We start from the raw sequence: 24,874 nt of genomic DNA, 5'->3' as shown, positions 1-24,874 counted from the left end.
TGCGACAATCCTCTGGACGCCGAACGGCACGTTTGCCTTTCAAGATGTGCCGGCTGATTAACCGCCTAACCGCCGGCAGCGCGGGTCGGAGACAACGCGCGGCACGAACACGCATTCAGCGGCGGTGCTGCCCCGACATCAACCAGCCTGTACGGATGAACAACGAGACAGAAGGTGATTTATGCGGCGCTTGCCATCGCTGATCGCGTTGCGCTTCTTCGAAGAGACGGCTCGCCATATGAGCTTCAATCGCGCCGCCACTGCACTATGCGTGACGCAAGGCGCGGTGAGCCGGCAGATCAAGCTGCTCGAGGAATCGCTCGGCGCGAAACTGTTCGAGCGCGATCATAAGGGTATTCGTTTGACGCCGGCGGGCCAGCAATTCCTGCCCTGCCTCTCCGAAGCCTTCGACACGATCGAGCGTGGCTTCCGTCAGATCAGCTCGGCCAAAGGACGCCGCCGCCTCGTGCTCGCCGTACCGCCCACCTTCGCGACGCAGTGGTTCTCGCCGCGGCTTGGTTCGTTAGGCGATGAGTTACCCGACGTCGAACTTTCCATTCGCACTTCAGCCACGGACGACTGTCATTGCAACATCCGCTTCGGCCGCCACGCGCTTGCCGATGCCCATTCCGAACTGCTGATGATCGAACGCCACGTGCTGGTCGGCGCACCGCGCTTGCTCGGCGAACCGCTCGACATGCTGCTCGAGCATATGCCCGCGCTGCATGTGCTGCATAACGAGGCGAGGCTGGATCTTTGGCCGAGTTGGCTGGCGAAGGCGGGCATGCCCGCGCGTTATGCGGAAAACGGCACCGAATTCTCCACGCTCGAACAGGCGATCCGCGCCGCGCGCAAGGGAGCGGGGCTGGCGGTTGTCGATCGGAACATGATCGTCGATGAACTCGCGGATGGGAGTCTGGCGCGATTCTCCGACGTCGAAGTGACCGGGCCGTTCGGCTATTGGCTCGACGTGGCGCAACGCCACGCGGCGCTTGAGCATGTTCAGGCGTTTGCGGCGTGGATGCGGGAAGAGGTGTTGAAGATGGAGTGAGGCGAGCAGAGCCAGGCGCTTCTTTGCTGACGGGTTCGTTGCGCCGGGCTCGCGCCCATTCTTTACCGGTCAGATCTCGGAGCCATTCTGTATAACAGCCCTCATACGGGCCATTAAGTCATTTAATAGCCCTTATGAGGGCCGTTAAACGAAACATGGCCCTTGAATTTGCCGAGGCCTTATCCGAACGGCCAAAGTTGATCACTTAGCCTGAACAAGTGACAAGTGCTACCCCACCCTGATTTATAATCTTCGAGCCGCTGGGAAACACCCAGCGGCCAGGTTTGGAAGCCTGTGGCATTAACCGCACACCCGCCCAGGCGGGTCGTGCGTCTACGTCTGCACGTCTATATTTCAATGGGCGGGACGTAGGGGGGGAGCCGCAAGGCTCGCCGGTTTGTTTTTGCCCCGGTCTTCCAATCCCTCTACGTGCCCGCTCACCCTATCTGTAAGCGAGTGTCGGGCGATCCGAGAAGTACCAGGGAGGTCGCACTATGAGCAGCAAACCAACAAAACAAACTCAACCCGCTTCACGCCCGCCTGTCGACGCGCTCCAGTATGAAAAGCTTGCGCTGTCTGCCTTCCATCTTTGCGACCGGCAGTTGAGCAAACTGAATACGCTGATCACACTTGCGTCCTCAATGTGTAGGAATCCTGCCATCACGAGCGACGAAAGACGGCGCCAACAAACCTTGCTTGAATTGCTGGTCGACACGGCCGAGCAGTATCAGCGGGAACTCGAATGCGACCGCGAGCTGTATCAGGTCATCGCGCTCGATGCGAAGGGCGTCCCTCAAAGCCGCATCACCGCGAGTCGTGCGGCGCGTCTTCTTGAAGAGACATCAAAAGCGGCTGAGAAAGCTTCGCCTAAGGCAGAGGCTACAGCGTGCAAACAAGCCCCCACTCAAGGCGCGACAAGCGCAGACGTAGACGCGGAGGAGACCGTTGCGGTGCGACACTGATCCTTCCAGGGCCACACGGTCCTGCATAAGCTTCTGTTTGTCTAGATAGAATGAGCGGCAACCACACGAACCCTCGCCACAAAAGAAAAAGCCCCGTCACTCATCGACGGGGCCTCCTTACATAGTCAGTCAGCTTAACGTGCCGGCGCAGCTACGTGCTTACATCGATTTCTTGAACGGCGCGCCCGAATGCTCGCGCAATTCGTTGAACACGATCTTCGGCCACGCCTTCTGCGCGACTTCGATCTCCGACACATGCGACGCCAGATACGTCGGCGCGTCCGATGCATCGAGCGCGATCCGCGCCGCGTACGAATCGGTGAATCGACGCAATTCAGCGGCATCGCTGCAAGTCACCCAGCGCGACATGCGGTAACGCGCCGGCGCCATGCGCACGTCGACCTTGTATTCCGTCGACAAACGGTGCGAGACCACTTCGAACTGCAGTTGGCCGACCGCGCCGAGAATCATCAAGCCGCCGACTTCCGGCCGGAACACCTGAATCGCCCCTTCCTCGCCGAGCTGCTTCAGCGCTTCGCCGAGTTGCTTCGCGCGCATCGGATCGACCACTTCCACCGTCTGGAAGATTTCCGGCGCAAAGAACGGCAAGCCGACAAATTGCAGCAATTCGCCTTCGGTCAGCGTATCGCCAAGACTCAAGGTGCCGTGATTCGGAATACCGATGATGTCGCCTGGATACGCCTCGCTCACCGTCTCACGACGCTGCGACAGGAACGTCACCACGTTATTCGCGCGGAACGTCTTGTTCGTGCGCGTGACCTTCACGGCCATGCCGCGTTCGAAATGCCCCGAACACACGCGGATAAACGCCACGCGGTCGCGGTGCGCCAGATCCATGTTCGCCTGCACCTTGAACACGACGCCGGTGAACTTCGGCTCGTCCGGCAGCACCGGGCGCTGAACGGTCATCCGCATCGACGGCGGCGGCGCCAGGTCGACCAGCGCGTCGAGAATTTCCTTCACGCCGAAGTTGTTGATCGCCGAGCCGAACAGCACCGGCGATTGCTGACCCGCGAGGAACTGCTCGCGATCGAAATCGGGCGAGGCGCCGGTGATCAGGTCGATCTCTTCCTTCGCCTTGACCCAGGCATGGCCGAAGCGGCGTTCGCCTTCTTCGTCGCCGAGTGCTTGGAGCGTTTCGACCTCGCCGCCCGCCTTATCCTGCCCGGCGCGGAACAGGCGCACCTGGTCGCGCTGGATGTCGTAGACGCCCTGGAAGTCCTTGCCCATGCCGATCGGCCACGTGAACGGCACAGCAGCGACGCCCAGATGCTGTTCGATCTCGTCGAGCAGTTCGAGCGGCTCGCGCACTTCACGGTCGAGCTTGTTGATGAAGGTGACGATCGGCGTCTTGCGGCTGCGGCAGACCTCGAGCAGCTTGAGCGTTTGCGCTTCGACGCCGTTCGCGCCGTCGATCACCATCACGGCGGCGTCGACCGCGGTCAGCACGCGATAGGTGTCTTCGGAGAAGTCTTCGTGGCCCGGGGTGTCGAGCAAGTTGATGACGGCATCGCCGTACTCGAACTGCATGACCGAACTGGCCACCGAAATGCCGCGCTGCTTTTCGATCTCCATCCAGTCGGAGGTTGCGTAGCGATTGCTCTTGCGGCCCTTCACGGTACCGGCGATCTGGATCGCGCCCGAGAACAGCAGGAGCTTTTCAGTAAGCGTGGTCTTGCCCGCGTCCGGGTGGGAAATAACCGCGAACGTGCGGCGGCGTTTGAGTTCGGAGACTGACATCGGGTCTGGCGGTCACGGATAGGGGTTCGGGCGGTGTCCGGAAGCTTGTGGCTTCCGGTCTGCCACGTCAGGCGCGGCGGCGTCGGGCTGCGGGAGCTGGGTCGGAGACCCGCGTCACAAGGCAACTCGACCGCATCGGAAACAGGTCACGAACGAGCGTTCGACAATACGGGAATCGCCAGCGCAGAACAGCGCAAGGTGCGAATGATACACGTTAGGGGGATGTGTGTTGGAAATCCATCTCCGGCTTGGGGCGCCGGGCGGACCGGCGGAGAGCCGGTGTAAACGACAAAGGGCGACGGATCGCCGCCCTTTGCAGCGTTACTCATATGACATGGTGAACGTGGCGAGCGCCTTGACCTTTCCCGCCGAAACCGACCCGGTGCTGATATAGCGAGCGGTCAGCGGAACTTGCAGTTGACCGTTCGGCGAGTTACCGACCAGCCACTGATTGGTATTGCCCGGCGTCGCGGAATCAGCGCCGAACGAAACCGGACCCGAACCGTTGAGTATCTGAATCCCTACACCCGTGGCCGAAGAATCGGGGGTGAGCTGCAAGGTATTCGAGCGGTTTGCCGGATTCACGTTGTCCGTCAACGTGATAGAAACCTTGGCGCCGGCGCTGCAGCTTAATGTCAAGGAAAACGGTGTCGGTGCGAACACGGTGCCGGCGCCAGCCGCAAATGCGCGGGTGTCGGCGGTGGCGAGGGGAACGTAGACGTTGGGTTGACTGACCGAGCAAGTCGCATGCGTCAATATGCCGGTTGCGCTACCGGAATAGATCGGGGGTTGGCTCCACGAGCCTGAACCGCCGTCAGACGTGCGAAAAGTGAGCCCTATCGCCGGTATTGTCGATAAGGTCGACGCTCCTGGGGCAATCGTCCCGGTGACTATCAATGTGGACGTCACCGTGAGATTCAACTGCACCCTTGGCCCCCCGAGCGGTCCGGTAAACGGGCAAATCAGGCGTGTTGACCCGTTAGCGAGCACCTGATTGCTGATACCGCAGTCCGCTGAATTGAAGGTGTAACGAATGCCGAGACCGGCAATGCCAGTTTGATAGACGTCGTTAAAACCCGCCGCAAGCGGATTCGTGACGATCAAGTCGGCGTATAACGTGGCAGATGCCGGCGCGCCTCCGCTGCCAGTCATATAGCAGCCAAACTGGAATGCGTCAGGCGCAACCGTTTTCACAGTCGAGCTAACGGCGGCATTTACCGGTACTGAGATCGTCCCGGCGTTCAGCGTCATGCTGGGTGTACTAGGATTACAGGTCAGGTTTGCATGCGCGGACATGGAAAGCAGCCCCGCGAACAGCACAAGTACCGAGCGCGCGCAGAATCGCGCCAGAGAAAAATTCAATCGACGTTTGCCAACCGGGTTAGCAGGTTGCATCTGACCAACGCGGCTCGAACGAAGCATCCAATTCAATTTAAACATCGTATTCACCTATTTAGTTAGAGCCTTGCTGGCCGCTCAGGCAATGCGCTTCCACGGATGTGTATGCGCCGTCCGCCTTACCCGTCGATTTCGGCATCACATAATCAATCTGGCACTGTTCAGCTGCCGCCGAGCCCCACTTGACGAATAACGAACCGTGGTCCTGCAAACCACGCGCAAAAATCCGGCTGTCCTGCGCGACGACACCCACCGTGCGGCCGTTCTCATCGAGAACGTCGACACCAAACGGCAGCGCCTTATCACCCAACTGCGGTGCACGAATCAGCGCGGCACGTCCCGTCACCGTCTTGTACTTCAGCATCACCACCGAACCCAAACGCGGCACGGCTTGCTCCGACGTCGAGTCAAACTCGACATCCGTCGAGGTACCCTTCGGATCGATATCGACCGTGTTCATCCCGTACGGCGTGAGATAAGGCACCACTGCATAGCCTCGGCTGTCCAGCTTGACGCCCGGCGCGCTGGTCACGTTGGCGCCTGCTGCGCCCGGTGCTTCCACGATGCCGAACGTATCGCCCACGGTCTGCGACAACGTCACGCCGCCCGGATGCGCGACGATCGATCCGCTGATACCGGCAGACACCTGGCTCGAACCCGAACCCGCGCTTGCCGACGCCGTCATCTGCGCATACGGCGCGCGATAAGTGCCGCTTACGCCCGTATTGGACGAACTGCCGCTGTTGCCAGCGCCATACGAGCCATACGCGTTGTACGAATACTGGTTTGCATCGCCCAGTGAGCCACTCAAGTTTGCCTGCACGTTGGTGCTGCCGCCCGAGCTCGACAGGTTGGTCGACAGCAACGGTGAATGCGGGTTGTGGCCAAGCGGAATCGTCGTGCTGACCATGTACTGGTTCGACATCGAACCGTCTGCATTGCGCGTACGTCCTGCCGTCACGCTGTAGGTGCCGTACTTGAAACTGTTGGTATAGCCCGCCTGGTAAAACGTATCGTTGCCGCTGTGATTCCAGTACTGCTGCGACGACGCGCTCAGGAATACGGTGCCGTGTTCCTTGAAGTTCTGGTTGACCGTGAGTTGAAAACGGTTGCGCTGCCGATAAACCGAGTTCGTGTCGCCACCATGCATGGCCAGATCACGCACCGAAGCCGCATCCGCAAGATTCAGGTAACCAGCCGTCGAATAGCGGTACGCGGCAACCGAAATGCTGGTGTCGGTCGGATCGAAAAACTTGCTATAACCAATGCGCAAGCTCGTACCACGCATCGCGTTCTGTCCCGGCACCTGAGTCTGCGCGCCGGTCACGTCGGCGGAAAATGCGCCGTATTTCGTGTTGAGCGCGGCGCCCACGTCGGCTGCCATATAACCGTTCGCAGCCACGCCGCCGCCATAGGCCGTCACCATGTTCGTGAGACCGCGTTGCAGCGTGAACTGCGCAAAGTTCGGCTTCGTTTCGAGCGAGTCGTTACGCAACTGCCCAGCGGTTACCGAAAAGCGCGTCGTACCCGGACGCAACGACTGCGCCACCGAAGCGTACGGCACGGTAAAGGTCTTGGTGCGGCCGTCGGCTTCGGTGACGGTCACATCGAGATTGCCACCGTAGCCGGTCGCATACAGGTCGTTGATTTCGAACGGACCCGGCGACACGCTGGTTTCGTAGATCACCTGATTGTTCTGACGGACCATCACGCGCGCATTCGAGTCCGCCGTGCCACGCACCACCGGCGCATAACCGCGCAGCGATTCGGGCAGCATGCGGTCGTCAGTGGCGATCTGCGCACCGCGGAACGACACGCTGTCGAACACGTCACCGGTCGTGTAGCCGTCGCCCAACGTCACCTGCGATTTCAGCTTGGTCAAATCATGCTGAACATACGTGGCGATGTTGTCGAATTGCGTGCCCTGGCCGGTCGTCTGCGAAACCGACGATTGATGGCGGAAGTGCCAGCTGCCCACGTTCACACCCGCATTCAGACCCAGATAGCTCTGCGTCGAATGCATGCCCGAGCCGTCGGTGCGATAGGTGTTTGCGTTGTAGCTGATAAAGCCCGCGTTCACGCCCTCTTGCCACATTTCCGGCGGCACATAGCCACGTGCCGAGTTACGCAGATATTTCTGCGGAACGGAGAGCGCGAGCTTCTGTTCGGTGAAGTCAAAATCGACGCTCGCTCCCGGTACGACGGCGCTCAGGTCGACGCATTCGTCTGCGCGGGCGGGTGCGTTGGCTGATTCGGCAGATTGTTTGCTTTCTGCTGCTTCACCGTTCGCGGCCGCCTCGGCATGAACCTTTGCACCGGTGTCCGCACCCACCTTGGCGAAATCGACACCGAGCCGTTCCAGCATCTGATGACTAAAACACGGGCGCGCACTATCGCCTTCGCGAGCCGCGACGAAGCGCACATCCTGGCGAGCCACACGCACGTCGTTCAACCATAGGTCGACCGAATACACACCCGCCGACACCATGTTGCCGCGCGTGAAACGCGAGACGTCCACGGTCTGCTTCGGATCGGTACGCAAAAAGGTTGAATCGAACTGGACGGCATCGCCCGTGCTACTGGCTTCAGCCGCATTCACGCTCGCCGTTTCGAGTGCGCCCAACACCGCGAATACCGACAGTACAACGGCGGTCACGGGGTTCAGGCCGAACGGACCAGCGGGAACGCTGGTGCGAACATGCGACTGATGACGAGGTGAAGTTTTCATGATCTGATCGACTTAAAAGTCCAGCAAAAAGGCGTGCGTTGTCCCTGTGCGTTGCCTGTGCAACGCACGCCAGGTACAGGAAATGAGTGATGGGCTAGAAGCTGCTGCCCGACCGGCGAACTGCTGCGGTCTATTGGCTCAGCGTCGCGTCGCCGGTCATGGCGCCGCCGTAATCGTTGATCGCGGTGTAGTGAACCTTCGCGCCTGTCGTTACCGCATTCATCTGTGCAACAGGCAGTACTTCCGTCGCGTGGGGCGCCACCATGCCGCCTCGTTCGTTCTTGAACGTGTGACCACTACTTTCCACATCGACTTCGCTAAACGACACGTAGTACGGCGTCGGATTCGATACGCTCACCGACTGCCCCTTGCCACTCGGCGACGCGACAATCTTCCAGCTGAGTTGCGCCGGTGCGTCTTCGGGCTTGCCCTGCAGTTTGGCCGGCCGCACAAACACCTTGATGCGGGTGCGGTAGGCAAGCTGCAGCACGTTGGAATCGGGCGCGGCGCTGGCCTTCGGCGGAATATCGAGCACGTTGAGCCAGTAGACCGATTCTCGATCCTGCGGCAACGCTTCGCCGCTATACATCACCCGCAGCGTCTGCGCTTTCTTCGGGTCCATGCGAAAGATCGGCGGCGTAATCACAAACGGCACCTTGATGTCGCCGGGTTTCGCATCCGGATTACCGTCGTCCATCCATACCTGCACGAGCGACGGATTCACGCTGTCGTTATCCAGCTTGACCGTGACTTCGCGCTGCTCGAGCGGATACACCACTCGCGTACCGCCGATCGTCACGCTTGCATGTGCGCTGCCAGCAAGCAGCGCACATGCAAAACCGATCCCCATCGTCATTTTTTTGAGCAACTTCATCACAATCACCTTTGAAAATAATCTCGAAAAAGGGCCGTTAAAAAGGCGTTCACCTGAGCGAACGCCTTGGCTTATTGCTTACTGATACTGCATCGTGTATTGCACCGACGTATTAACCGAGCCAGCTTGCGCACCGCCGGTCGAGTAGTACTGCGAGTAGTACTGCAGATTGCCCGCGCCCGCGTTGATATCCGCACCGTCGGTGGCGATATCGTTGTTGGCGGCCGTTACGACGTTGATCGGCAAACGCTTTGCGTTCAACAGCTGAACCTGCACGTTTTTCGCCGTACCGCCAGTGTTCGTCAGGTTGCCGGTGGTCTGATCAACCGTCGGGCCGTTTTCGAAGTTGGCGACAGCCTTGGTCGCGCCACCCGTGCAGTTCGTCAACTTGAGGCTGAACGGGGTGGACGATGCGCCGCCCGTTGAACCCACGGCTGCCAGCGAGCTTGCGGTGACTTCCTTCAGCGGTACGGTCACGTCAGCCGGCGAACCCGATGCGACGCCATTGATCGAGCACGTGCTGTTCGACACCGAGCCGGTGAACGTAATCGTGCCGTCGGCCGCGTTGGCGCCGAACGATGCGAGACCCAACAGGCCGCCGGTTGCGATCGCGATTGCGGGGAGGATTGCTTTCATGTTTGCTGCTCCAGTAAGTTAAGAAATTTGTCGCATCAACGACGAATCGGAATTCGGTAAGACTCGCCATCAGCCCCTGGGTGCTCCAATGTTCTCTGCCGGAAAAACGGCGTTATCTGTTTCGAACTATTGGCCTTTCGTTCAGGCGCAAAACAATATTAAGATTCCGTACGGTTGAAGTACCTCAGACAATTCTTAAACTTGTAGGAATATCCTCACAGTCGTTAGGAATACGTCGGACGGCCTTGCGCCGACTGAACTCAGCGATTAAGACTTTTCTGAAAATCGTCCAAATTGCTCTCACGGGGTTTTCGCGCGGCAAATAAAAAACCCCGCCGCATCGTTGCCGATGCGGCGGGGTTTATAGACAGTGTTAAGCGCGGACTACGCGCCGCTAGCTTCGTTCAGGGTGAGATGCTTCGTTTCCGGCGCCCAGGCAATCGACACCACCATGCCGATCAGCAAAACAGCGGCGAGTACGAACATCGTTGCGTGGAAGCCCAGGTGGAGGATACCGAGCGGCAGCAAAAAGGTACCGACCGCCGAACCGAGGCGGCTGCACGCAATCGCAAGCCCGACACCGCACGCGCGGACCTCGGTCGGAAAACACTCTGGCGGAAACACGCCGACAAGGTTCGAAAAAGCCGACATCGTCAGTGTGAAGATCGCGAACGCAACGATCATCGCGAGCGTTGCGGACTCCGGCAACAAGCTCAGCGCAATCAGCGACAAGCACGTCACGGCAAACGAGCCGATCAGAAACATGCGGCGCGATAACTTGATCGTGAGCCAGATGCCGATCACCGCGCCCAGCACGAGGAACCCGTTCAACAGAAAATCCGCGCCCGAGCCGTTGTCTAAATGGATCGCTTTAAGAATGGTGGGCAGAAACGTGTAGATCGCGAAATAGGGAATCACGAGGCACACAAAAAACGCGCAATTGAAGATCGTCCTGCGGATCAGATCCTTCTTGAACAGACGCATGAAGCCGCCGTGCGTTTGCGCGTGCTCATCCTCACCGCCGTCGAGCGTCACGTTAGGTCCGAAGTGCTTGAGCACGATCGCTTTAGCTTCGGCAACGCGGCCCTTGCCATGAAGCCAGCGCGGCGATTCCGGTGTGCCCATGCGCAAGATCAGCACGATCAACGCCGGCACGCCAGCCGACGCAAGCAGCCATCGCCACGCGTCCGGGGAGGCATCGGCGTATTGCATACCGAGCACGTTCGCCACCACATAGCCAATGGTCCACACCACGCTGAACGAACCGAGTAACGTCCCGCGATGTTTGCGCGGCGAAAATTCGGCAAGGATCGCATGCCCGACCGCAAAATCGCCCCCCATGCCGAAGCCGATCAACACCCGCAGCAGACACAATTCCGCCGGCGACTTCACATAAAACTGCGCAAACGCCGCCGCGGTGATGATGAGGAAGCTCAGCAAGAAGATCTTCTGCCGTCCGAGCCGATCCGAAAGCCAGCCGAACACGAGGCTGCCGACAAAGATCCCCATCAGCGCGGAACTGCCGATCATGCCCATCCAGAACGCGTCGAGAGGCATTTGTCGATTCAGCGATGCAAGTGCGTAGCCGATCGTGCCGAGCGCAAAACCTTCGGTAAAGTGGGCGCCGAACGTCAAACCGGCGATCTTGACGTGGAACGCGTTCAGCGGTACGTCGTCGAGAGGAATGGGGCCGTGCGCGGGTGCTGCCGCTGCGGCGGGCAAAGTGGGGCCGAGGCCGAGTCTGGCGGCCTGGATTTCCTGATTGCTCAAGCTGTCTCCTTCATTGTGTGGGCGACCCTGCATGGCCGGCGTGTGACTGGCGTTTGGCCGGCTTCGGAGACACAGGGCAGCAGGGCTGCATCGTCCGCCTCTTGCACGTGCGGCATGAAGCGGACGCGTAAACGCTCGATGCGAAGGCTAGCGGCCGAGGCCGCCCATCATCATGTACTTCAGTTCGGTGTATTCATCGAGCCCGTACTTCGAGCCTTCGCGGCCAAGACCCGATTGTTTGACGCCGCCGAACGGCGCGACTTCGGTCGACACAATGCCCTCATTGATGCCGACCATGCCGCTCTCCAGCGCCTCGGCAACGCGCCATGCGCGGGCCAGGTCACGCGTGTAGAAATACGCGGAAAGGCCGAACGGCGTGTCGTTGGCCGCGGCAATGGCCTCCTCTTCGGACTTGAAGCGGAAACAGGCTGCCACCGGGCCGAAGGTTTCTTCCTCCGCGATCAGCATCGACTTCGACGCATCGGCCAGCACAGTCGGCTCATAGAACGTGCCGCCGAGCGCGTGCGGCTTTCCGCCGGTCAATACCTTCGCGCCCTTTTGCAGCGCGTCGGCGACGTGCGTTTCCACCTTCTTCAGCGCCGCCTGGTTGATCAGCGGACCTTGCTCAACCTCGCCTTGCAGTGCATTACCGACGCGCATTTTCCGTACGGCCTGTGTCAGTGCCTGCGTGAACGCATCGTAAATTCCGTCCTGCACGTAAAAACGGTTCACGCACACACAGGTCTGCCCGGTGTTGCGAAACTTCGAAGCCATTGCACCCTGCACGGCGGCGTCGAGATCCGCATCGTCAAACACGATGAATGGTGCGTTTCCGCCAAGCTCCAGAGACAGCTTCTTCAGCGTATCCGCCGACTGCTTCGCGAGCAGCTTGCCGACGCGCGTAGAGCCGGTGAACGAGAGCTTGCGCACCACGTCCGATTCCGTCATCACGCCGCCGATCGCCACCGCATCACCGGAGACGATGTTGAACACGCCTGGCGGGATGCCGGCCTGTTCCGCCAGCACCGCCAATGCAAGGGCGGACAACGGCGTTTCTTCGGAAGGCTTGAGCACCATCGTGCAACCCGCAGCGAGCGCCGGACCGGCCTTGCGCGTGATCATGGCGAGCGGGAAATTCCACGGCGTGATGGCCGCGACCACGCCGACCGGCTCGCGCGTCACGATAATCTTCGCGTTCGGATTCGGGCTCGGGATCACGTCGCCATAGCTGCGCTTCGCTTCCTCGGCGAACCATTCGAAGAAGCTCGCCGCATAGCCCACTTCGCCGCGCGCTTCGGCAAGCGGCTTGCCTTGCTCGAGCGTCAGCAGTTCAGCGAGCGCGTCGCGGTTCTCGAGCATCAATTCGCCCCAGCGTTTAACGCGCGCGCCGCGCTCCTTGGCGGTCAGCTTCCGCCATGCCGGAAAGGCACGTTCGGCCGCTTCGATGGCTTGCGTCGTTTCCGCCGAGCCGCCTTTCGCGACCTGCGCGATGACCTCTCCCGTCGCCGGATTCAGAACAGGGTAACTGCTCGCGCTTCCATACCATTCGCCGGCAATGTAATGCCCTGTGCGAAGAAACTCGTTCATGCTGCCTTCTCCATGTTCCCGGCGAATACGCCTTGCGCAAGTCGCGCTTCGCGGGCGATGCGCTTGCCTGCGGTGTAGTCGTTGATCAGATCGCACGGGGTGTAATTGCGTTCGAGTTCGAACAGTTCGTCTTCACTGAGCTTCGTGCCGAGCGCGGCGAGCGCGCTGTCGAATTGCGCGGGCGTGTCCGCGCCGACCAGCATGCTGGCAACGCCGCCATGATTCAGCACCCACGCCTGCGCAATCTGCGCAGCCGACACCCCGCGCCGCGCCGCCACGCGCGCCACCGACGCGGCAATCTCGCGCGACGCCGTATCGCCGTACATTTGCGCCGTGAAGAAATCGGTCTGATTGCGCGTGGAGTTCGGATCGCAGGTCAGAAGACCGCGCGCCAGCGGACTGAACACCGACACGCCGACGCCCTGATCCTGGCAATATGGAATCATTTCGCGCTCTTCCTCGCGGTACGCAAGGTTCAATTGCAACTGCATGTTGATCGGCTTGTGCCAGCCGTTGCGTTCGCACACTTGCATGATTTTGGCGAACTGCCAGGTGTACATTGTCGATACGCCGATGTAGCGAGCCTTGCCCGCGCGCACGATATCGTTCAACGCGCCCATGGTTTCCTCAACGGGCGTATTCACGTCGAAGAAATGCAGCATGTAAATATCGACGTAATCCATGCCGAGACGTTTAAGCGACGCGTCGATGCCATCCATGACGTGCTTGCGCGAATGGCCGCCGGCGTTCTGATACGTGCCCATGTCATAACCGACCTTGGTCGTCACGACGATTTCCTCACGGCGCGCAATGCGCTTCAGAATGCGACCGACGACTTCTTCATTCACGCCGGTCGAATAGAAATCGGCGAGGTCAATGAAATTGACGCCGGCTTCCAGCGCGTGGCGCACGATCGGCTCGCTCTGCGCTTCGTCGAAAATCCACGGCTTCCATTGCGGTGTGCCCATATTCATCGTGCCGAGGCACAGCCGCGAAACCTTCAGGCCCGAGTGGCCAAGGCGAATGTATTCCATAGTGCTTGTCTCCTTCCTGAGCGCATTCAGTTACGCAAGCGGTCGCGCGGCACGCACGGCGCGCCAACCGCGTTGCGTGATTAACGTTGTTTGGGGGTGTAGAACGGATTCGATACCTCGCGCGCGGCGGCAAACACTTCATCGCGATGCGGGAGGTCCTTCATCGCCGCGAGGATCGCGTTCTTACACGCGCGGTAGTTGTTCTCGAAGACAGCGTCGAGATCGTCGGTACCCGGATTGACCCAGTTCGCCGACACCACCACCCAATCGTTTTCCGCTTCCGGCGGCAGCGTGCCGTTCTCGAGCGACTCGGCCACCGCCTTGGCGATGCCGGCCTGCGATGCGCCCCACGTTGCGTTGCCGTGGAAGTCGCTGCCGATCTGCGCCTTGTTCACGTACAGCGTCAACGGCTTGGTCGGCACACCCGGCCTCGCGATCACGACGAACGGCGCATGCCCCGCGGAAGGCGTCGCCAATGCGGTGGCGAAAGCCTGGCCCGCAGGCCCGTTGCGCGGGCCGACGAGTACGTTGATGTGCGCGAGGTTGACGCCGGGGCCTTCAAATCCTTCGCCGATATAGAGTTGCTTGTCCGTCGATACGCTCATGGTCTTTCCGTCAGGAGGTGAGTAGATGATCGATTGTGCTGTCCGGTCTTCGCGGCCCTGTATCGATGAGTTTTGATCCGGGGTATGAGAGGAACTCATCTCCGGGTTTGCCCCGAGCGCCTTGGGTCGCGATTAGAGGGCAATGAGGCGGCGTATCGGGTCCCGCACGCGGAAGAGCGCAAAGGTGAGCGTTTTCGGGACCCGTGATTGCGAACCTCAAATCGTGGCGAAAGGTGAACACACCAACGGCCGCTCACGCACCCGCTACGCTAGATCCGGCATCGAGGCAAAGTTGGCGGAATAGACAGCGTGAGAACCGAACGACCGCCTGCACGATGTTTCGCATAGCCTGGGAACGCCCGCCAGCAATGGCCCGCGCGAGTTTCGGGGAAGTCGTGCGGGTACGAGGCACAACCCGGATATCGCACCGCACAGTGCGTCATCCGACAAAACCAGGCTCACCGAAACAACGAATCCAGGCACGAGGCGCTTCGCGAAACTCACGGCACGCGTTGCAAGCTCACTCGAAAGGTGAGTGTTTTCGGGACCCTCTCAGCGGTGCGAGAAAAACCCGATGCAACTTCACTTCAGAAAAATCGGCACGTTGCGAGCGCAAGCGCCATGTGCGAAACGACTTCAGACTTCGATCAGAAAGCGTTCGCGATTCTTGCCCGCGAGCCAGCCAGGCGAGCGGCCACGGCCGCTCCACGTCTCGCCGGTTTTCGGGTTGCGGTACTTGGCTACCGAAGCCGTTTTGCGTGCCGCCAGACGCTTGCTTGTGAAACCCAGCTCTTCCGCTGTCAGGTCGTATTCGGCGACCTTCTGCTTGATCTCGGCGATCGCCTGCGCGATTTCTTTTTCGCGCGCCACCGCGACTTCCTTGTGAAGCTTTTCGAGTTGAGCGGTCAACTGTTTGTACGATGGCATGGCGGATACTCCGATCGATTTGACGAGCTGTAGCGCGGACACCCCGGAGGAAGTCCCTTTGGGGACACTATCAGACGAATAATGCGCCGGATAGAGCGACCCGCGCAGGGCGGCCCAAGCAGGGCAAACCCGCACCTAACTGCCGAGGTCCATGCACTCAATCGTCAATTGCATCGTACACGCGGCGTTCGAAATCGACCGACATTGGGAAGGGTTCGACCGCACGCCGCTGAATCAGCATGAGACCGATCAGGTCCTCCACCGGATCGGCGAACCAGCTCGTGCCATAGGCACCTGGCCAACCGAACGAACCTATCGAGCGATAGCCGAGCGGCAACTGCTGGGCTGGATCGTCGACGATGGACAAACCGAGGCCAAAGCCTTGGCCCGCCCACATCACATGACCGAACGCCGGCACGCGGCGCTGGTCGCGGGTCAGAAAATTCGAGCGCATCAGATCGACCGAGCGATGCGACAGCAACCGTATCGAACCGACGCGCCCACGCCCTAACAACAGCTGCGCGAACTGCAGATAGTCCTGCGCCGTCGAGACAAGCCCGCCACCGCCACTCTGAAACCGGTCCGGATTCGCCCAGCGGCTCGCCGACGGATGATCTTCGACCACACGCCGCCGCGTGCCCGGCTCGACGCCATACGCCGTCGCCAAACGCGTGAGCTGTGAGTCATGCACCCAGAACGCGGTGTCGCGCATGCCGAGCGGTTCGAAGATCCGTGTCCGGAAGAAATCGCCGAGCCGCATGCCGCTGACGCGCTCGATCAGCACGCCCAGTACATCGGTTGCGATGCCGTAGTGCCAGCGCGAACCGGGTTGAAACATCAACGGCAAGCTGGCGATCCGCTTCAGCCACGCGCTGGCATCGCCGCGCGCTTCGATTCCGTTGAAAGCGGCCGCGTAAGCCTCGGCCAACGGACCGGTGGCGGTAAAGTGATACGCGTAGCCGGCGCGATGCGTGAGCAGGTCGAGCACGGTCAGCGGCACTCGGGCCGGGTCGGTTTCGTCGAGCGGGCCGGCCGGGTCGCGCAGCACGGATGGCGCCGCCAGCTCCGGCAGCCACAACGAGATCGGGGTGTCGAGTGCGAGCCGGTCCTCTTCGATGAGCATCAGAATCGCCGCACTCGTCACCGGCTTGGTCATCGAGGCGATGCGAAACAGTGTGTCGCGCTCCATGGGCAATTGGGCGGCTTCGTCGCGCAGGCCGAACGGCTCGAAATAGCCGATTTCACCGCGCCGCCAGACCAGCAAAACGACGCCCGCCACCTCGCCGCGCTCCACATAGCCTTGCATGGCGTTCGTGAGCGCCTTCAGTCGAGCAGTTGAAAGCCCTGCAGGTTGCATGCTCCTCCTGATTCCTTAGGTGTCACGTTCCCTTATTTTTGCAGAAAACGTTACCCGATCAGACGGTACATGTCACCTTCCCCTCGGTGGACAGTCACACTTTTCGCCGCTGCTCTAGTGCCGATAGGGCTGCATCGAGCCGTTTGACACGATTGGCCTGCGCCGGCACCAGCACCGCCCCGGACACCGAAGCGATGCGGTTGCGCCAATAGGACAGTGGGATACGGTCTTCAGCGGAGATATGCGAGATCACATGTTCAAGATGTTCGATATCTTTTTCGAGTTGACGGTGATTCATTGCTTTCCCCGGAATTACTCATTGAACTCGTTTAAAGAGCATAAAACGTGCCGCAATTACACCATCCAGTCCATTCAAACGGAAAATCTTTCTTAAACCGTTAATCCACCCCGCCGCAACCCGGCAAAATCTGCGTATTTTGTTTTATCTTTGAGCCGACCCAATGACAATACTGAGAAGAATCCCCGCGTTCCGTTAGCTGCCGCACCGACCCGAATTAATAGAAAACCGGAGCGCTGTGTTATCGGTACAAACAGCATGATTAATCGTCTGAAAGCAGTTCGATGAAAATCCAATACGCATCATAACCGCTGCGCCAGTGCGCATTAGTGACAGATATTTATGACGGTCATATGCATATTGCACGACATCGGTTTGTCGTATGACCGGGTTTGGACCGTTCAAACAGAATCCGCGCTGAGCGGGGGATGCCCGCCGTCACGCAAGGGCGGCGGGATCAAAGAAGGAAATTTTCAATCCAGTTACGCCAGCCGTTGGCTGGCGTCACGTCATTTCGCCCGGCAGGCGTATATCAGACTGAGCGTGCCGTTGTCGCTGGACTGGCGCACGACGTCGAAGGCGCCGCCGCAAGCCGCGTTTGCCTGCTGAGAGCAGGAGTCGGAGCCCGCTGGACATTGAACCAGCGTAGTCAGGCGGCCGTCCGACAGAAACAGCGGTGCACTGCTGCTGCAACCGCTCAACACGGCGATTGCGGGAAGCGCCAACACGGCACAGGCACCGCGCGCGAAAGAGAAGAGACTGCGTTTCATTTGAAACCCCGATCACATCTTGTTTTTCGATCACGCGATTGTGCCACGCGGCCATTGCACTGCGTCATTCGATGTCGCCGGACTTTGTCACACTTCGATGCCGTATGCCGCGATCTTCTTATAAAGCGTCGCGCGGCCCATGCCGATCTGCATGGCTGTCTCGATCACGCGACCGCCGTTGGCGCGCAAGGCGTCGCCCAGGTAGCGCTTTTCGAACGCGGCCATAGCGTCGCTCCACGACATCGCCTCGGATGCCTCAGATTCCGCTGAGGCCACTGAGGCCGCGCCTGAAGCGAGCGCGTCGGAAACCGTGGAACCATGCAAACGATGCCCGCCATGCGCCGAACCGATGAACGGCGCCAGCGCACGCGCATCGATTCGCTCGCTGTCCGCCAGCATCACCGCCCGCTCCAGCGTGTTGCGCAGTTCGCGCACATTGCCGGGCCACGCATACAAACACAGCAGCCGCAGCGCGTCGTCCTGCAATTCGAAGTGACTGGCGCCGCGCGCTTGCGACGACAGGTCCTCAAGCATGGCGTAGGCAAGCGCTTCGATATCGGACGAGCGCTCGCGAAGCGGCGGCGCCTGGATCGTCAGCACGTTCAGCCGATAGAACAGATCCGCGCGGAAACGCCCTGCCGCGACCAGCGCCGGCAAGTCGGCCGAGGTCGCGGCGATGATCCGCACGTCTGCGCGCACGATCCGGTTCGAGCCGAGCGGTTCGAACTCCTTGTCCTGCAGCACGCGCAGCAGCTTGCCCTGCAGAGGCAGCGGCATATCACCGATTTCGTCGAGAAACAGCGTACCGCCGTTCGCGAGTTCGAACTTGCCGACACGCCCCTTCCGGTCGGCGCCGGTATAAGCGCCAGGCGCGGCGCCGAAGAATTCGACTTCGAGCAAGGTGTCCGGAATCGCCGCGACGTTGACGGTCACGAGCGGCTGATTCGCCCGCGCCGACCCGCCATGAATCGCGTGCGCCAGCAGTTCCTTGCCGGTTCCGGTTTCGCCGAGCAACAGCACCGGCGACTCGAGTTGCGCGGCGCGGCGGGCCTGGCGCTTCACTTCGAGACTGGCCGCGCTCGTGCCGACAAAACTGCCGAACGTGTATTTAGCCCGTCTTGCCCGCGCTAGCGACTGACGCGTCGCGATCAACTCTTCCTGCACACGCGAATAGTGGGAAAAAAGCGGCGTCAGCGCCTTGAGCTCGTCGAACAACGCGAAACCCACCGCGCCGACCGTTTCGCCCGCATCGTCTTTCAGCGGCAGCCGCGTCACAACAAGCGGCTCGCGGTCCGTTTCGAGGATATCGAGCAGAATCGGTTTGCCGGTCTTCACGACCTCGCGCATCAGGCTGTTGGGAATCACCTCTTCGCAATCCCGGCCGATCGCCTGCTCCGGATCCGAAAAACCGAAGCGCGCCGCGTAGCGCTTGTTGATCCAGACGACGCGCGCCTCGGCGTCGACAATGAACGTGCCTTCGCTGAAGTTTTCGAACGTACGGAAAAGCGAATCCATCGCCCGGCGAAGTACGTCGCCGTACGTGGCGGGAAGGCCCGCCCAGTCATTCATCATGGTGTCGCTGTCTCCGGCCATCGTTTTATTTATGCATATCTCATTTCGTAGACAGCTTATCTCATCGACGAGATCGCCAGCAAGCTTGTCCCGTAATGGTTTAACCTCAGTTCGACCTATGTTCAGTTGATTTGCGTCCCGTTTTTGAGACGTTTGGGTACAATCGGCCGCATCACGTTTCGAGCTTCGGCCTGTGAAATCAACGGGCAGGCCGCTGGAGCGCACGTGGCATGGAATCTGCATTTGCGGGCGCCGGGCCGTCGCACTCATCGAGACGGCGTACACGTAGAACAACCAAGCTTTGGAGACTCAATGTCCTTTGTCATCGTCCTCGCCGCGCTGGCGTTTCTGATGTTTGCCGCGTATCGCGGCTACAGCGTCATTCTGTTCGCACCGATCGCCGCCCTTGGCGCGGTGCTGCTGACCGATCCGGGTGCCGTTGCACCGGTGTTCTCCGGCATTTTCATGGAGAAGATGGTCGGCTTCGTGAAGCTTTACTTCCCCGTATTTCTGCTGGGCGCGGTGTTCGGCAAGGTCATTGAACTCTCCGGCTTCTCGGAGTCGATCGTGGCCGCGGCCATCCGGTATATTGGCCGCTCACGCGCCAATGCGGTGATCGTCGCGGTGTGCGCCTTGCTCACCTATGGCGGCGTATCGTTGTTCGTGGTGGTGTTCGCCGTGTATCCGTTCGCGGCCGAGTTGTACCGTCAGAGCAATATTCCGAAACGCCTGATGCCTGGCGCGATCGCGCTCGGCGCGTTCTCGTTCACGATGGATTCACTGCCGGGCACGCCGCAGATCCAGAACATCATCCCGACCACCTTCTTCAAGACGACGTCATGGGCCGCGCCCACGCTCGGCGTGATCGGCTCGCTGTTCATCATCGCGGTTGGCCTCACGTATCTGGAATGGCGCCGCCGCGCGGCGATGGCGACCGGCGAAGGCTACGGCACGAATCTCGTCAACGAGCCGGAGCGCGTCGAATCGAAGCAACTGCCGCATCCGCTGCTGGCGGTTGCGCCGCTGGTGCTGGTGGGCGTGGCGAACTTCCTGCTGACGCGCTGGATTCCGAACTGGTACGGCGCAACGTACACCGTCACACCGGACATCCTGCCGGGCATCCATGCACCGGTCACGACGACGATCAAAAGCGTGGTCGCGATCTGGGCCGTCGAAGGCGCGCTGCTGCTCGGTATCGTGATGGTCGTGGTGACGGCGTTCGGCCGCGTGCGTGAGCGCTTCGCGGTCGGCACCAAGGCGGCAGTGGCGGGCGCACTGCTGGCTTCATTGAATACGGCGTCGGAATATGGTTTTGGCGGCGTGATCGCGGCTTTGCCCGGCTTTCTGGTGGTCAGCGATGCGCTGAAGAGCATTCCTAATCCGCTCGTCAATGCCGCGGTTTCGGTGAGTTCGCTTGCGGGTATCACGGGTTCGGCGTCGGGTGGTATGAGCATCGCGCTCGCGGCCATGTCCGACACGTTCATCAAGGGCGCTGAAGCGGCGCATATCCCGATGGAAGTGCTGCACCGGGTTGTCGCCATGGCGAGCGGCGGGATGGACACGCTGCCGCATAACGGCGCGGTGATCACGCTGCTGGCCGTGACGGGATTGACGCACCGCCAGTCATACCGCGATATCTTTGCGGTGACGGTGATCAAGACGTTGGCCGTTTTCTTCGTGATCGCGGTGTATTACATGACCGGACTGGTTTGATCGTTCGATACTCAACGTCTTGAATCGATCGAGACGTTGAGAACGCATCATTGTGTCGACGCCTCATCCAATCCGAAGTGATCGCATAGCGCCTCATGCAGCGAAATCGCGCGTTCGTCCATCTCGGTCGTCCAATGCTCGCTGTTCTCACATAGCCGCTGCAACGCACGGCATTGCTCCGCGAACTGCGGCTGCCGCACGATCATGAATGCGCCGCCCGCGCTATGCGACCAGGCGCCCAACGCCTGGCGGTCCTCTCGCTCGACAATCGCCAGCAATTTCGGCAGATCGTTTTGCAAGTGCGCTTTGAGCATGGCCGTATAGCGCGCTTTGTCGTCTTCGTTGAGCGTGTCCGCCGGTTCGGCGGTCGTGACGACGGTCGCCGAGATCGCCGCGCTCGCCGGCTGCGGCTGACGCCGCGCGGAAACGAGCACAAGCAAGGCGCTCTCCAACTCTGCCAACGACGCCGGCTTTGCGACATGCCCGGTAAAACCACGCTCAAGCCAACCGTCGGGCTGCTGATTATCGGTGACGGCGCTGAAAGCCAGCACCGGCACCTCCGGGTGGGCCTTGCGCAACGCCGCCAGCAATTCGTAGCCGTCCATGATCGGCATATGGATGTCGGTCAAAACCACTTCAAAGCGCGCCTGTTCAAATACCGCCAACGCTTGCCGTCCATCGCCGGCGACCGTCGGCAAACAGCCCAGCGCGCTGAGTTGCTCGACGATCAAGGTCTGGTTCAGTGGATTGTCCTCGGCAACCAGAATCGTCAAGCCTTGCAAGGCAGGATTGGCCACCGGCGGCGGCAAGGCGAAGTCCGCGGGGTGGGTGGACTGCGCCGCGAACCGGTCGGTGTCGTTTGTGCCCTCGGCCGCGAGATCGAGCGCCGAGAGAATCGCCTTGCGGCTGAATTCGGTGACTTCGAGCACGCCATCGCCGCGCGAGACCGGACGATGCGGCCCGGTGCGGGTGATCCACGCCGCGCCGACCGGCTGCACCGCGCGCAATGCGGCAACCGCGTCGAGGTCGTATTCACCGGTAACCACCAGTGCATCGGGCCGGTTCACGTGCAACCAGGCTTGCGCGCTGCGCATTGACACCACCGTGTGGACGGTCCAGCCCGCCAGATGCAAGCTGCTATCGATGATCCGTCCGGACTCGCGTTCCTGGGACAGCACCAGCACGTTGCCACGGTGTGCCGGCTCCACAGCCGGCTCGCGCACCGCATCGGCCGGCGGCGCGAGCGGGATTGAAGCGCTGAATGCGCTGCCGACGCCCAGCACGCTCTCGACCGAAATATGGCCGCCCATCAACTCGCATAGCCGCGCGCAGATCGACAGCCCGAGACCCGTGCCACCGTAGCGGCTCGATGTACTCGCCTCGCCCTGCACGAATGGACTAAAGATGCGCGCCACCAGCGCCTGATCCATGCCGATCCCCGAATCGCAGACCTGAAAGGTCAGAATCGGGCGGCCTTGCAGATCGTCCTTCACTCCCGCATTCAGCGTGATCTTGCCGCACGAAGTGAATTTAAACGCGTTGCTCAACAGGTTATTGACGATCTGCGCGATGCGCGTGCGGTCGCCACGCAGCACCTGATCGAGCGTCGGCGACAGATGCGCATAAAAGCGGATCGCACGATCCGCCGTCATCGGCGCGTAGGAGAGCGCCAGATTTTCGAAATCGTCGAGCAGACGGAACGATTCGCTCACGAGCTTCATCTCGCCGGCATCGATCTTCGAAAAATCAAGAATGTCACTCACGATTCGGCGCAACGCATCGGCGGCGACATTTAATGCCGTGAGCCGTTGCGCGTGCGCGTCGAGTCCCGGGGTTCGCGCGAACAGTTCGAGATTGCCAAGCAACGCGTTCAACGGCGTACGGATCTCATGGCTCATCGACGCGAAAAAATTCGAGCGCGCGCGCATCATGGTCTCGGAGGTCCGCTGCGCAAGCCGCAATTGCTGCTCGAGCGCATGCTGCGCAGTGACGTCAAGAATCGCACAGAACAGCACTTCCTTGTCGGCGTAGTGCGCGGGTGCGTAGGTGAACTGGAGAAACTGGACGTGCGCAGCGGCGCTTTCGTCCGGCTGCGGTTGCGACGGCGGCTGTGTCTGTATCTCGGTCTGCGGCGACCGTGCAGGCGTGACAAATGAGGCGACCTTGGCGAACGCTGCGACGGAAGGATTGTTCGGCCCCTGGGCACGGAACTCGCCGACGATGTGCTGTGGCAAGCGATTGCCGCCCGGTTCGATATGCAGCAATTCTTCGGCAAGCGCGTTGGCGGTCAGGATCGAATAGTCGCTTTGCCCGATGATGCACAAGCCGATCGGCGTCGCGCTAACCAGAATGCGATTGATCGTTTCGCTTTCCAGCGCGCGTGAAGTTTCCGCAAAAGTGTTCCGCAACAGGCGGAGACCCCAGAAACGGGCCGTCAACGCGATCGCCAGCAGAATCAGCAGCGTGAGGCCGGCCAGCACGGCCAGTTGCCAGCCGAGCGCGGCAGCCAGCGCGCGCCAGGACATATAGCTGACCAGCGAGCCGAAGCCCGGTATGAGCGGGACGCTCAGAATCATGCCGTTGCGCGTGAAGCGATCGGTGCCTGGCGGCGTCTGGGCGATAACGTCCTGCAGCATGGTTGCGGTTTGCCCGTCGACGGGAGGCATCGACACGGCCACGCGGCGGTCCGCCGTCATTAACAGCAGCGTTCCCACGCTGTTGGGCCGGATAAGCAGCGCCGAAAGCGCTTCGAGCGGAATGCTCACCGTGATCAGCACGGTCGGCGCATCGCCGACATAGTTGGCACTCACCTCCGACATCACCGGGATACCTTCGAGCGGGTCGCGATACGGGCCCAGCCAGACACGCTCGCCCTTGCCGGGCACCCGTTTGCCGGTTTGCGCCAGCAGTTCGCGTTCCAGGGTTTCGCGCACGCTGCTCACCATCGCCGGCTGCAGCGGCGGCGTATGTGTGGCGCCGGCATCAGTAGCGGGCCCGGCCGCCGGTTGTTTAACCGATGGCAGGATCGCGGCATAGTCTTCGTTAAGCCCGAGCAACATCGCGCGTTGCCGCAGTTCGAATGCCTGCTGGGTGACCAAGGTGGACTGGGCGGCTTCGTACAGGCGCCACAGGTTTGCGCCCAGTTGCGGCCCCCATGCCGTGCGCGTTGCTTCGCCAACCAGCAGGTCGAATTGCGCGTCGACCCTATCGACCGTGCCGCGCGCGACGCCGGTTAGCCGGACCGATTCCTCGACACCCGCCGGCACATGCAGCACGTTGTCGGTACCGTGATAGTAGTCGAGCGTGAATTCGGCACGCCGTAGAAACGACTCTTCCCGATGCAGGAGCTGTGAGATATCGGCAGCATTCTGGGAGGAGAAGGCGCGCCGATAGTCGAGCTGCTTCGCCGCGGCAAGCGCGGCCAGCAGCAGCGCGAAGATCACAACGATCAACAGAAGCGAAACAATCGTTGCGAGGTACAAGCGCTGTTGGCGCCTGGCATTATGCGCGAGCGAGGCGAACGCGTGCGCCAATGATTCCTGAGTACGGTCGAGGATCTTCTGCATCAGTGCGCTTAGCTAGCGTGATTTCATGCAGGCAGACCGCTGCGGGGACGAGGCGACGGGACACGTCTGCAGGCCTTGTACCGGCGCAGTGTAACGCTTTTGAAGGCACGGCGAAACGCATCCGGCACCCATTTTCATGGCGATACAACGAGCATGAAGACAACCTTGCGATAACGGCTCAGGGCGTCATAAACCTGAGTGGTTTACTGGGAAACCCTCAAGACCGCGTGGGTAATGCCGTTATTCCTTGCATAGATGTAAGGAC

General features: G+C 60.8%; 18 protein-coding genes. 3 read left to right on the top strand and 15 right to left on the bottom strand.

What is annotated here, in order from left to right; all coding sequences use genetic code 11:
- The first annotated feature begins 181 nt into the window (after nucleotides 1–181).
- A complete protein-coding gene (locus KHO23_RS13580; RefSeq protein ID WP_211611753.1) occupies nucleotides 182–1,051 on the top strand; it encodes a LysR family transcriptional regulator in 870 nt (289 codons plus the stop codon).
- A gap of 494 nt (nucleotides 1,052–1,545) precedes the next feature.
- Nucleotides 1,546–2,013 carry a hypothetical protein gene (locus KHO23_RS13575; protein WP_211611752.1) on the top strand — a complete coding sequence of 156 codons (468 nt, stop codon included), beginning with the start codon at nucleotides 1,546–1,548 and terminating at the stop codon, nucleotides 2,011–2,013.
- Between the two features lie 159 nt (nucleotides 2,014–2,172).
- Here KHO23_RS13575 and KHO23_RS13570 read toward each other — a convergent pair whose 3' ends face one another.
- From KHO23_RS13570 to KHO23_RS13505, 14 genes are all read right to left on the bottom strand, one after another.
- Nucleotides 2,173–3,774, bottom strand: coding sequence for a peptide chain release factor 3 (locus KHO23_RS13570; protein WP_211611751.1), 1,602 nt, complete (start codon nucleotides 3,772–3,774; stop codon nucleotides 2,173–2,175).
- A 321-nt stretch (nucleotides 3,775–4,095) separates the two neighbouring features.
- The gene (locus KHO23_RS13565; protein WP_236066852.1) at nucleotides 4,096–5,214 is read right to left on the bottom strand and encodes a fimbrial protein; all 1,119 of its coding nucleotides are present in this window, start codon (nucleotides 5,212–5,214) and stop codon (nucleotides 4,096–4,098) included.
- A 13-nt stretch (nucleotides 5,215–5,227) separates the two neighbouring features.
- On the bottom strand, nucleotides 5,228–7,900 hold the full coding sequence (locus KHO23_RS13560) for a fimbria/pilus outer membrane usher protein (RefSeq protein WP_211611749.1): 2,673 nt from the start codon (nucleotides 7,898–7,900) through the stop codon (nucleotides 5,228–5,230).
- Between the two features lie 130 nt (nucleotides 7,901–8,030).
- Nucleotides 8,031–8,774: a fimbria/pilus periplasmic chaperone gene (locus KHO23_RS13555; protein ID WP_211611748.1), complete on the bottom strand. Its 744-nt coding sequence runs from the start codon at nucleotides 8,772–8,774 to the stop codon at nucleotides 8,031–8,033.
- Between the two features lie 78 nt (nucleotides 8,775–8,852).
- On the bottom strand, nucleotides 8,853–9,410 hold the full coding sequence (locus KHO23_RS13550) for a fimbrial protein (protein ID WP_211611747.1): 558 nt from the start codon (nucleotides 9,408–9,410) through the stop codon (nucleotides 8,853–8,855).
- A gap of 384 nt (nucleotides 9,411–9,794) precedes the next feature.
- Complete coding sequence (locus KHO23_RS13545; RefSeq protein ID WP_211611746.1) at nucleotides 9,795–11,180, bottom strand: MFS transporter; 1,386 nt, start codon at nucleotides 11,178–11,180, stop codon at nucleotides 9,795–9,797.
- 147 nt (nucleotides 11,181–11,327) lie between these two features.
- Nucleotides 11,328–12,767 carry an NAD-dependent succinate-semialdehyde dehydrogenase gene (locus KHO23_RS13540; RefSeq protein ID WP_211611745.1) on the bottom strand — a complete coding sequence of 480 codons (1,440 nt, stop codon included), beginning with the start codon at nucleotides 12,765–12,767 and terminating at the stop codon, nucleotides 11,328–11,330.
- Entirely contained in the window at nucleotides 12,764–13,801 is a 1,038-nt protein-coding gene (locus tag KHO23_RS13535; RefSeq protein WP_211611744.1) for an aldo/keto reductase, read from the bottom strand. Before KHO23_RS13535 ends, KHO23_RS13540 begins: the two co-directional genes overlap by 4 nt.
- An 80-nt stretch (nucleotides 13,802–13,881) precedes the next feature.
- Nucleotides 13,882–14,406, bottom strand: coding sequence for a formaldehyde-activating enzyme (gene fae / locus KHO23_RS13530; protein ID WP_211611743.1), 525 nt, complete (start codon nucleotides 14,404–14,406; stop codon nucleotides 13,882–13,884).
- Between the two features lie 636 nt (nucleotides 14,407–15,042).
- Nucleotides 15,043–15,333: an H-NS histone family protein gene (locus KHO23_RS13525; RefSeq protein WP_211611742.1), complete on the bottom strand. Its 291-nt coding sequence runs from the start codon at nucleotides 15,331–15,333 to the stop codon at nucleotides 15,043–15,045.
- A 157-nt stretch (nucleotides 15,334–15,490) separates the two neighbouring features.
- Complete coding sequence (locus KHO23_RS13520) at nucleotides 15,491–16,690, bottom strand: serine hydrolase domain-containing protein (RefSeq protein ID WP_211611741.1); 1,200 nt, start codon at nucleotides 16,688–16,690, stop codon at nucleotides 15,491–15,493.
- Between the two features lie 94 nt (nucleotides 16,691–16,784).
- Nucleotides 16,785–16,988 (bottom strand): hypothetical protein, encoded by a 204-nt coding sequence (locus tag KHO23_RS13515; RefSeq protein WP_211611740.1) that lies wholly within the window; start codon nucleotides 16,986–16,988, stop codon nucleotides 16,785–16,787.
- A 509-nt stretch (nucleotides 16,989–17,497) separates the two neighbouring features.
- Nucleotides 17,498–17,758, bottom strand: a complete 261-nt coding sequence (locus KHO23_RS13510) for a hypothetical protein (protein ID WP_211611739.1) — start codon at nucleotides 17,756–17,758, stop codon at nucleotides 17,498–17,500.
- 87 nt (nucleotides 17,759–17,845) lie between these two features.
- The gene (locus KHO23_RS13505) at nucleotides 17,846–19,330 is read right to left on the bottom strand and encodes a sigma-54 interaction domain-containing protein (RefSeq protein WP_211611738.1); all 1,485 of its coding nucleotides are present in this window, start codon (nucleotides 19,328–19,330) and stop codon (nucleotides 17,846–17,848) included.
- 312 nt (nucleotides 19,331–19,642) lie between these two features.
- On the opposite strand from KHO23_RS13505, the gene KHO23_RS13500 reads away from it, so the two are divergent.
- A complete protein-coding gene (locus KHO23_RS13500) occupies nucleotides 19,643–21,043 on the top strand; it encodes a GntP family permease (RefSeq protein ID WP_211611737.1) in 1,401 nt (466 codons plus the stop codon).
- A 47-nt stretch (nucleotides 21,044–21,090) separates the two neighbouring features.
- Here the strand turns inward: KHO23_RS13500 and KHO23_RS13495 are convergent, their stop codons facing one another.
- A complete protein-coding gene (locus tag KHO23_RS13495; RefSeq protein ID WP_211611736.1) occupies nucleotides 21,091–24,609 on the bottom strand; it encodes an ATP-binding protein in 3,519 nt (1,172 codons plus the stop codon).
- Nucleotides 24,610–24,874: the final 265 nt, after the last annotated feature.

It is taken from the genome of Paraburkholderia haematera (assembly GCF_905220975.1).
GTDB lineage: Bacteria > Pseudomonadota > Gammaproteobacteria > Burkholderiales > Burkholderiaceae > Paraburkholderia > Paraburkholderia haematera.
Note: the sequence above shows the minus strand (reverse complement) of the source record. Positions and strands in the feature narration are given on the sequence as shown.

Bases quoted from the DNA above. Each gene is read 5' to 3' on its own strand.
- KHO23_RS13580 (WP_211611753.1), top strand. From the start codon at position 182: ATGCGGCGCTTGCCATCGCTGATCGCGTTGCGCTTCTTCGAAGAGACG.
- KHO23_RS13575 (WP_211611752.1), top strand. From the start codon at position 1,546: ATGAGCAGCAAACCAACAAAACAAACTCAACCCGCTTCACGCCCGCCT.
- KHO23_RS13570 (WP_211611751.1), bottom strand. From the start codon at position 3,774: ATGTCAGTCTCCGAACTCAAACGCCGCCGCACGTTCGCGGTTATTTCC.
- KHO23_RS13565 (WP_236066852.1), bottom strand. From the start codon at position 5,214: ATGTTTAAATTGAATTGGATGCTTCGTTCGAGCCGCGTTGGTCAGATG.
- KHO23_RS13560 (WP_211611749.1), bottom strand. From the start codon at position 7,900: ATGAAAACTTCACCTCGTCATCAGTCGCATGTTCGCACCAGCGTTCCC.
- KHO23_RS13555 (WP_211611748.1), bottom strand. From the start codon at position 8,774: ATGAAGTTGCTCAAAAAAATGACGATGGGGATCGGTTTTGCATGTGCG.
- KHO23_RS13550 (WP_211611747.1), bottom strand. From the start codon at position 9,410: ATGAAAGCAATCCTCCCCGCAATCGCGATCGCAACCGGCGGCCTGTTG.
- KHO23_RS13540 (WP_211611745.1), bottom strand. From the start codon at position 12,767: ATGAACGAGTTTCTTCGCACAGGGCATTACATTGCCGGCGAATGGTAT.
- KHO23_RS13535 (WP_211611744.1), bottom strand. From the start codon at position 13,801: ATGGAATACATTCGCCTTGGCCACTCGGGCCTGAAGGTTTCGCGGCTG.
- fae (WP_211611743.1), bottom strand. From the start codon at position 14,406: ATGAGCGTATCGACGGACAAGCAACTCTATATCGGCGAAGGATTTGAA.
- KHO23_RS13525 (WP_211611742.1), bottom strand. From the start codon at position 15,333: ATGCCATCGTACAAACAGTTGACCGCTCAACTCGAAAAGCTTCACAAG.
- KHO23_RS13520 (WP_211611741.1), bottom strand. From the start codon at position 16,690: ATGCAACCTGCAGGGCTTTCAACTGCTCGACTGAAGGCGCTCACGAAC.
- KHO23_RS13515 (WP_211611740.1), bottom strand. From the start codon at position 16,988: ATGAATCACCGTCAACTCGAAAAAGATATCGAACATCTTGAACATGTG.
- KHO23_RS13510 (WP_211611739.1), bottom strand. From the start codon at position 17,758: ATGAAACGCAGTCTCTTCTCTTTCGCGCGCGGTGCCTGTGCCGTGTTG.
- KHO23_RS13505 (WP_211611738.1), bottom strand. From the start codon at position 19,330: ATGATGAATGACTGGGCGGGCCTTCCCGCCACGTACGGCGACGTACTT.
- KHO23_RS13500 (WP_211611737.1), top strand. From the start codon at position 19,643: ATGTCCTTTGTCATCGTCCTCGCCGCGCTGGCGTTTCTGATGTTTGCC.
- KHO23_RS13495 (WP_211611736.1), bottom strand. From the start codon at position 24,609: ATGCAGAAGATCCTCGACCGTACTCAGGAATCATTGGCGCACGCGTTC.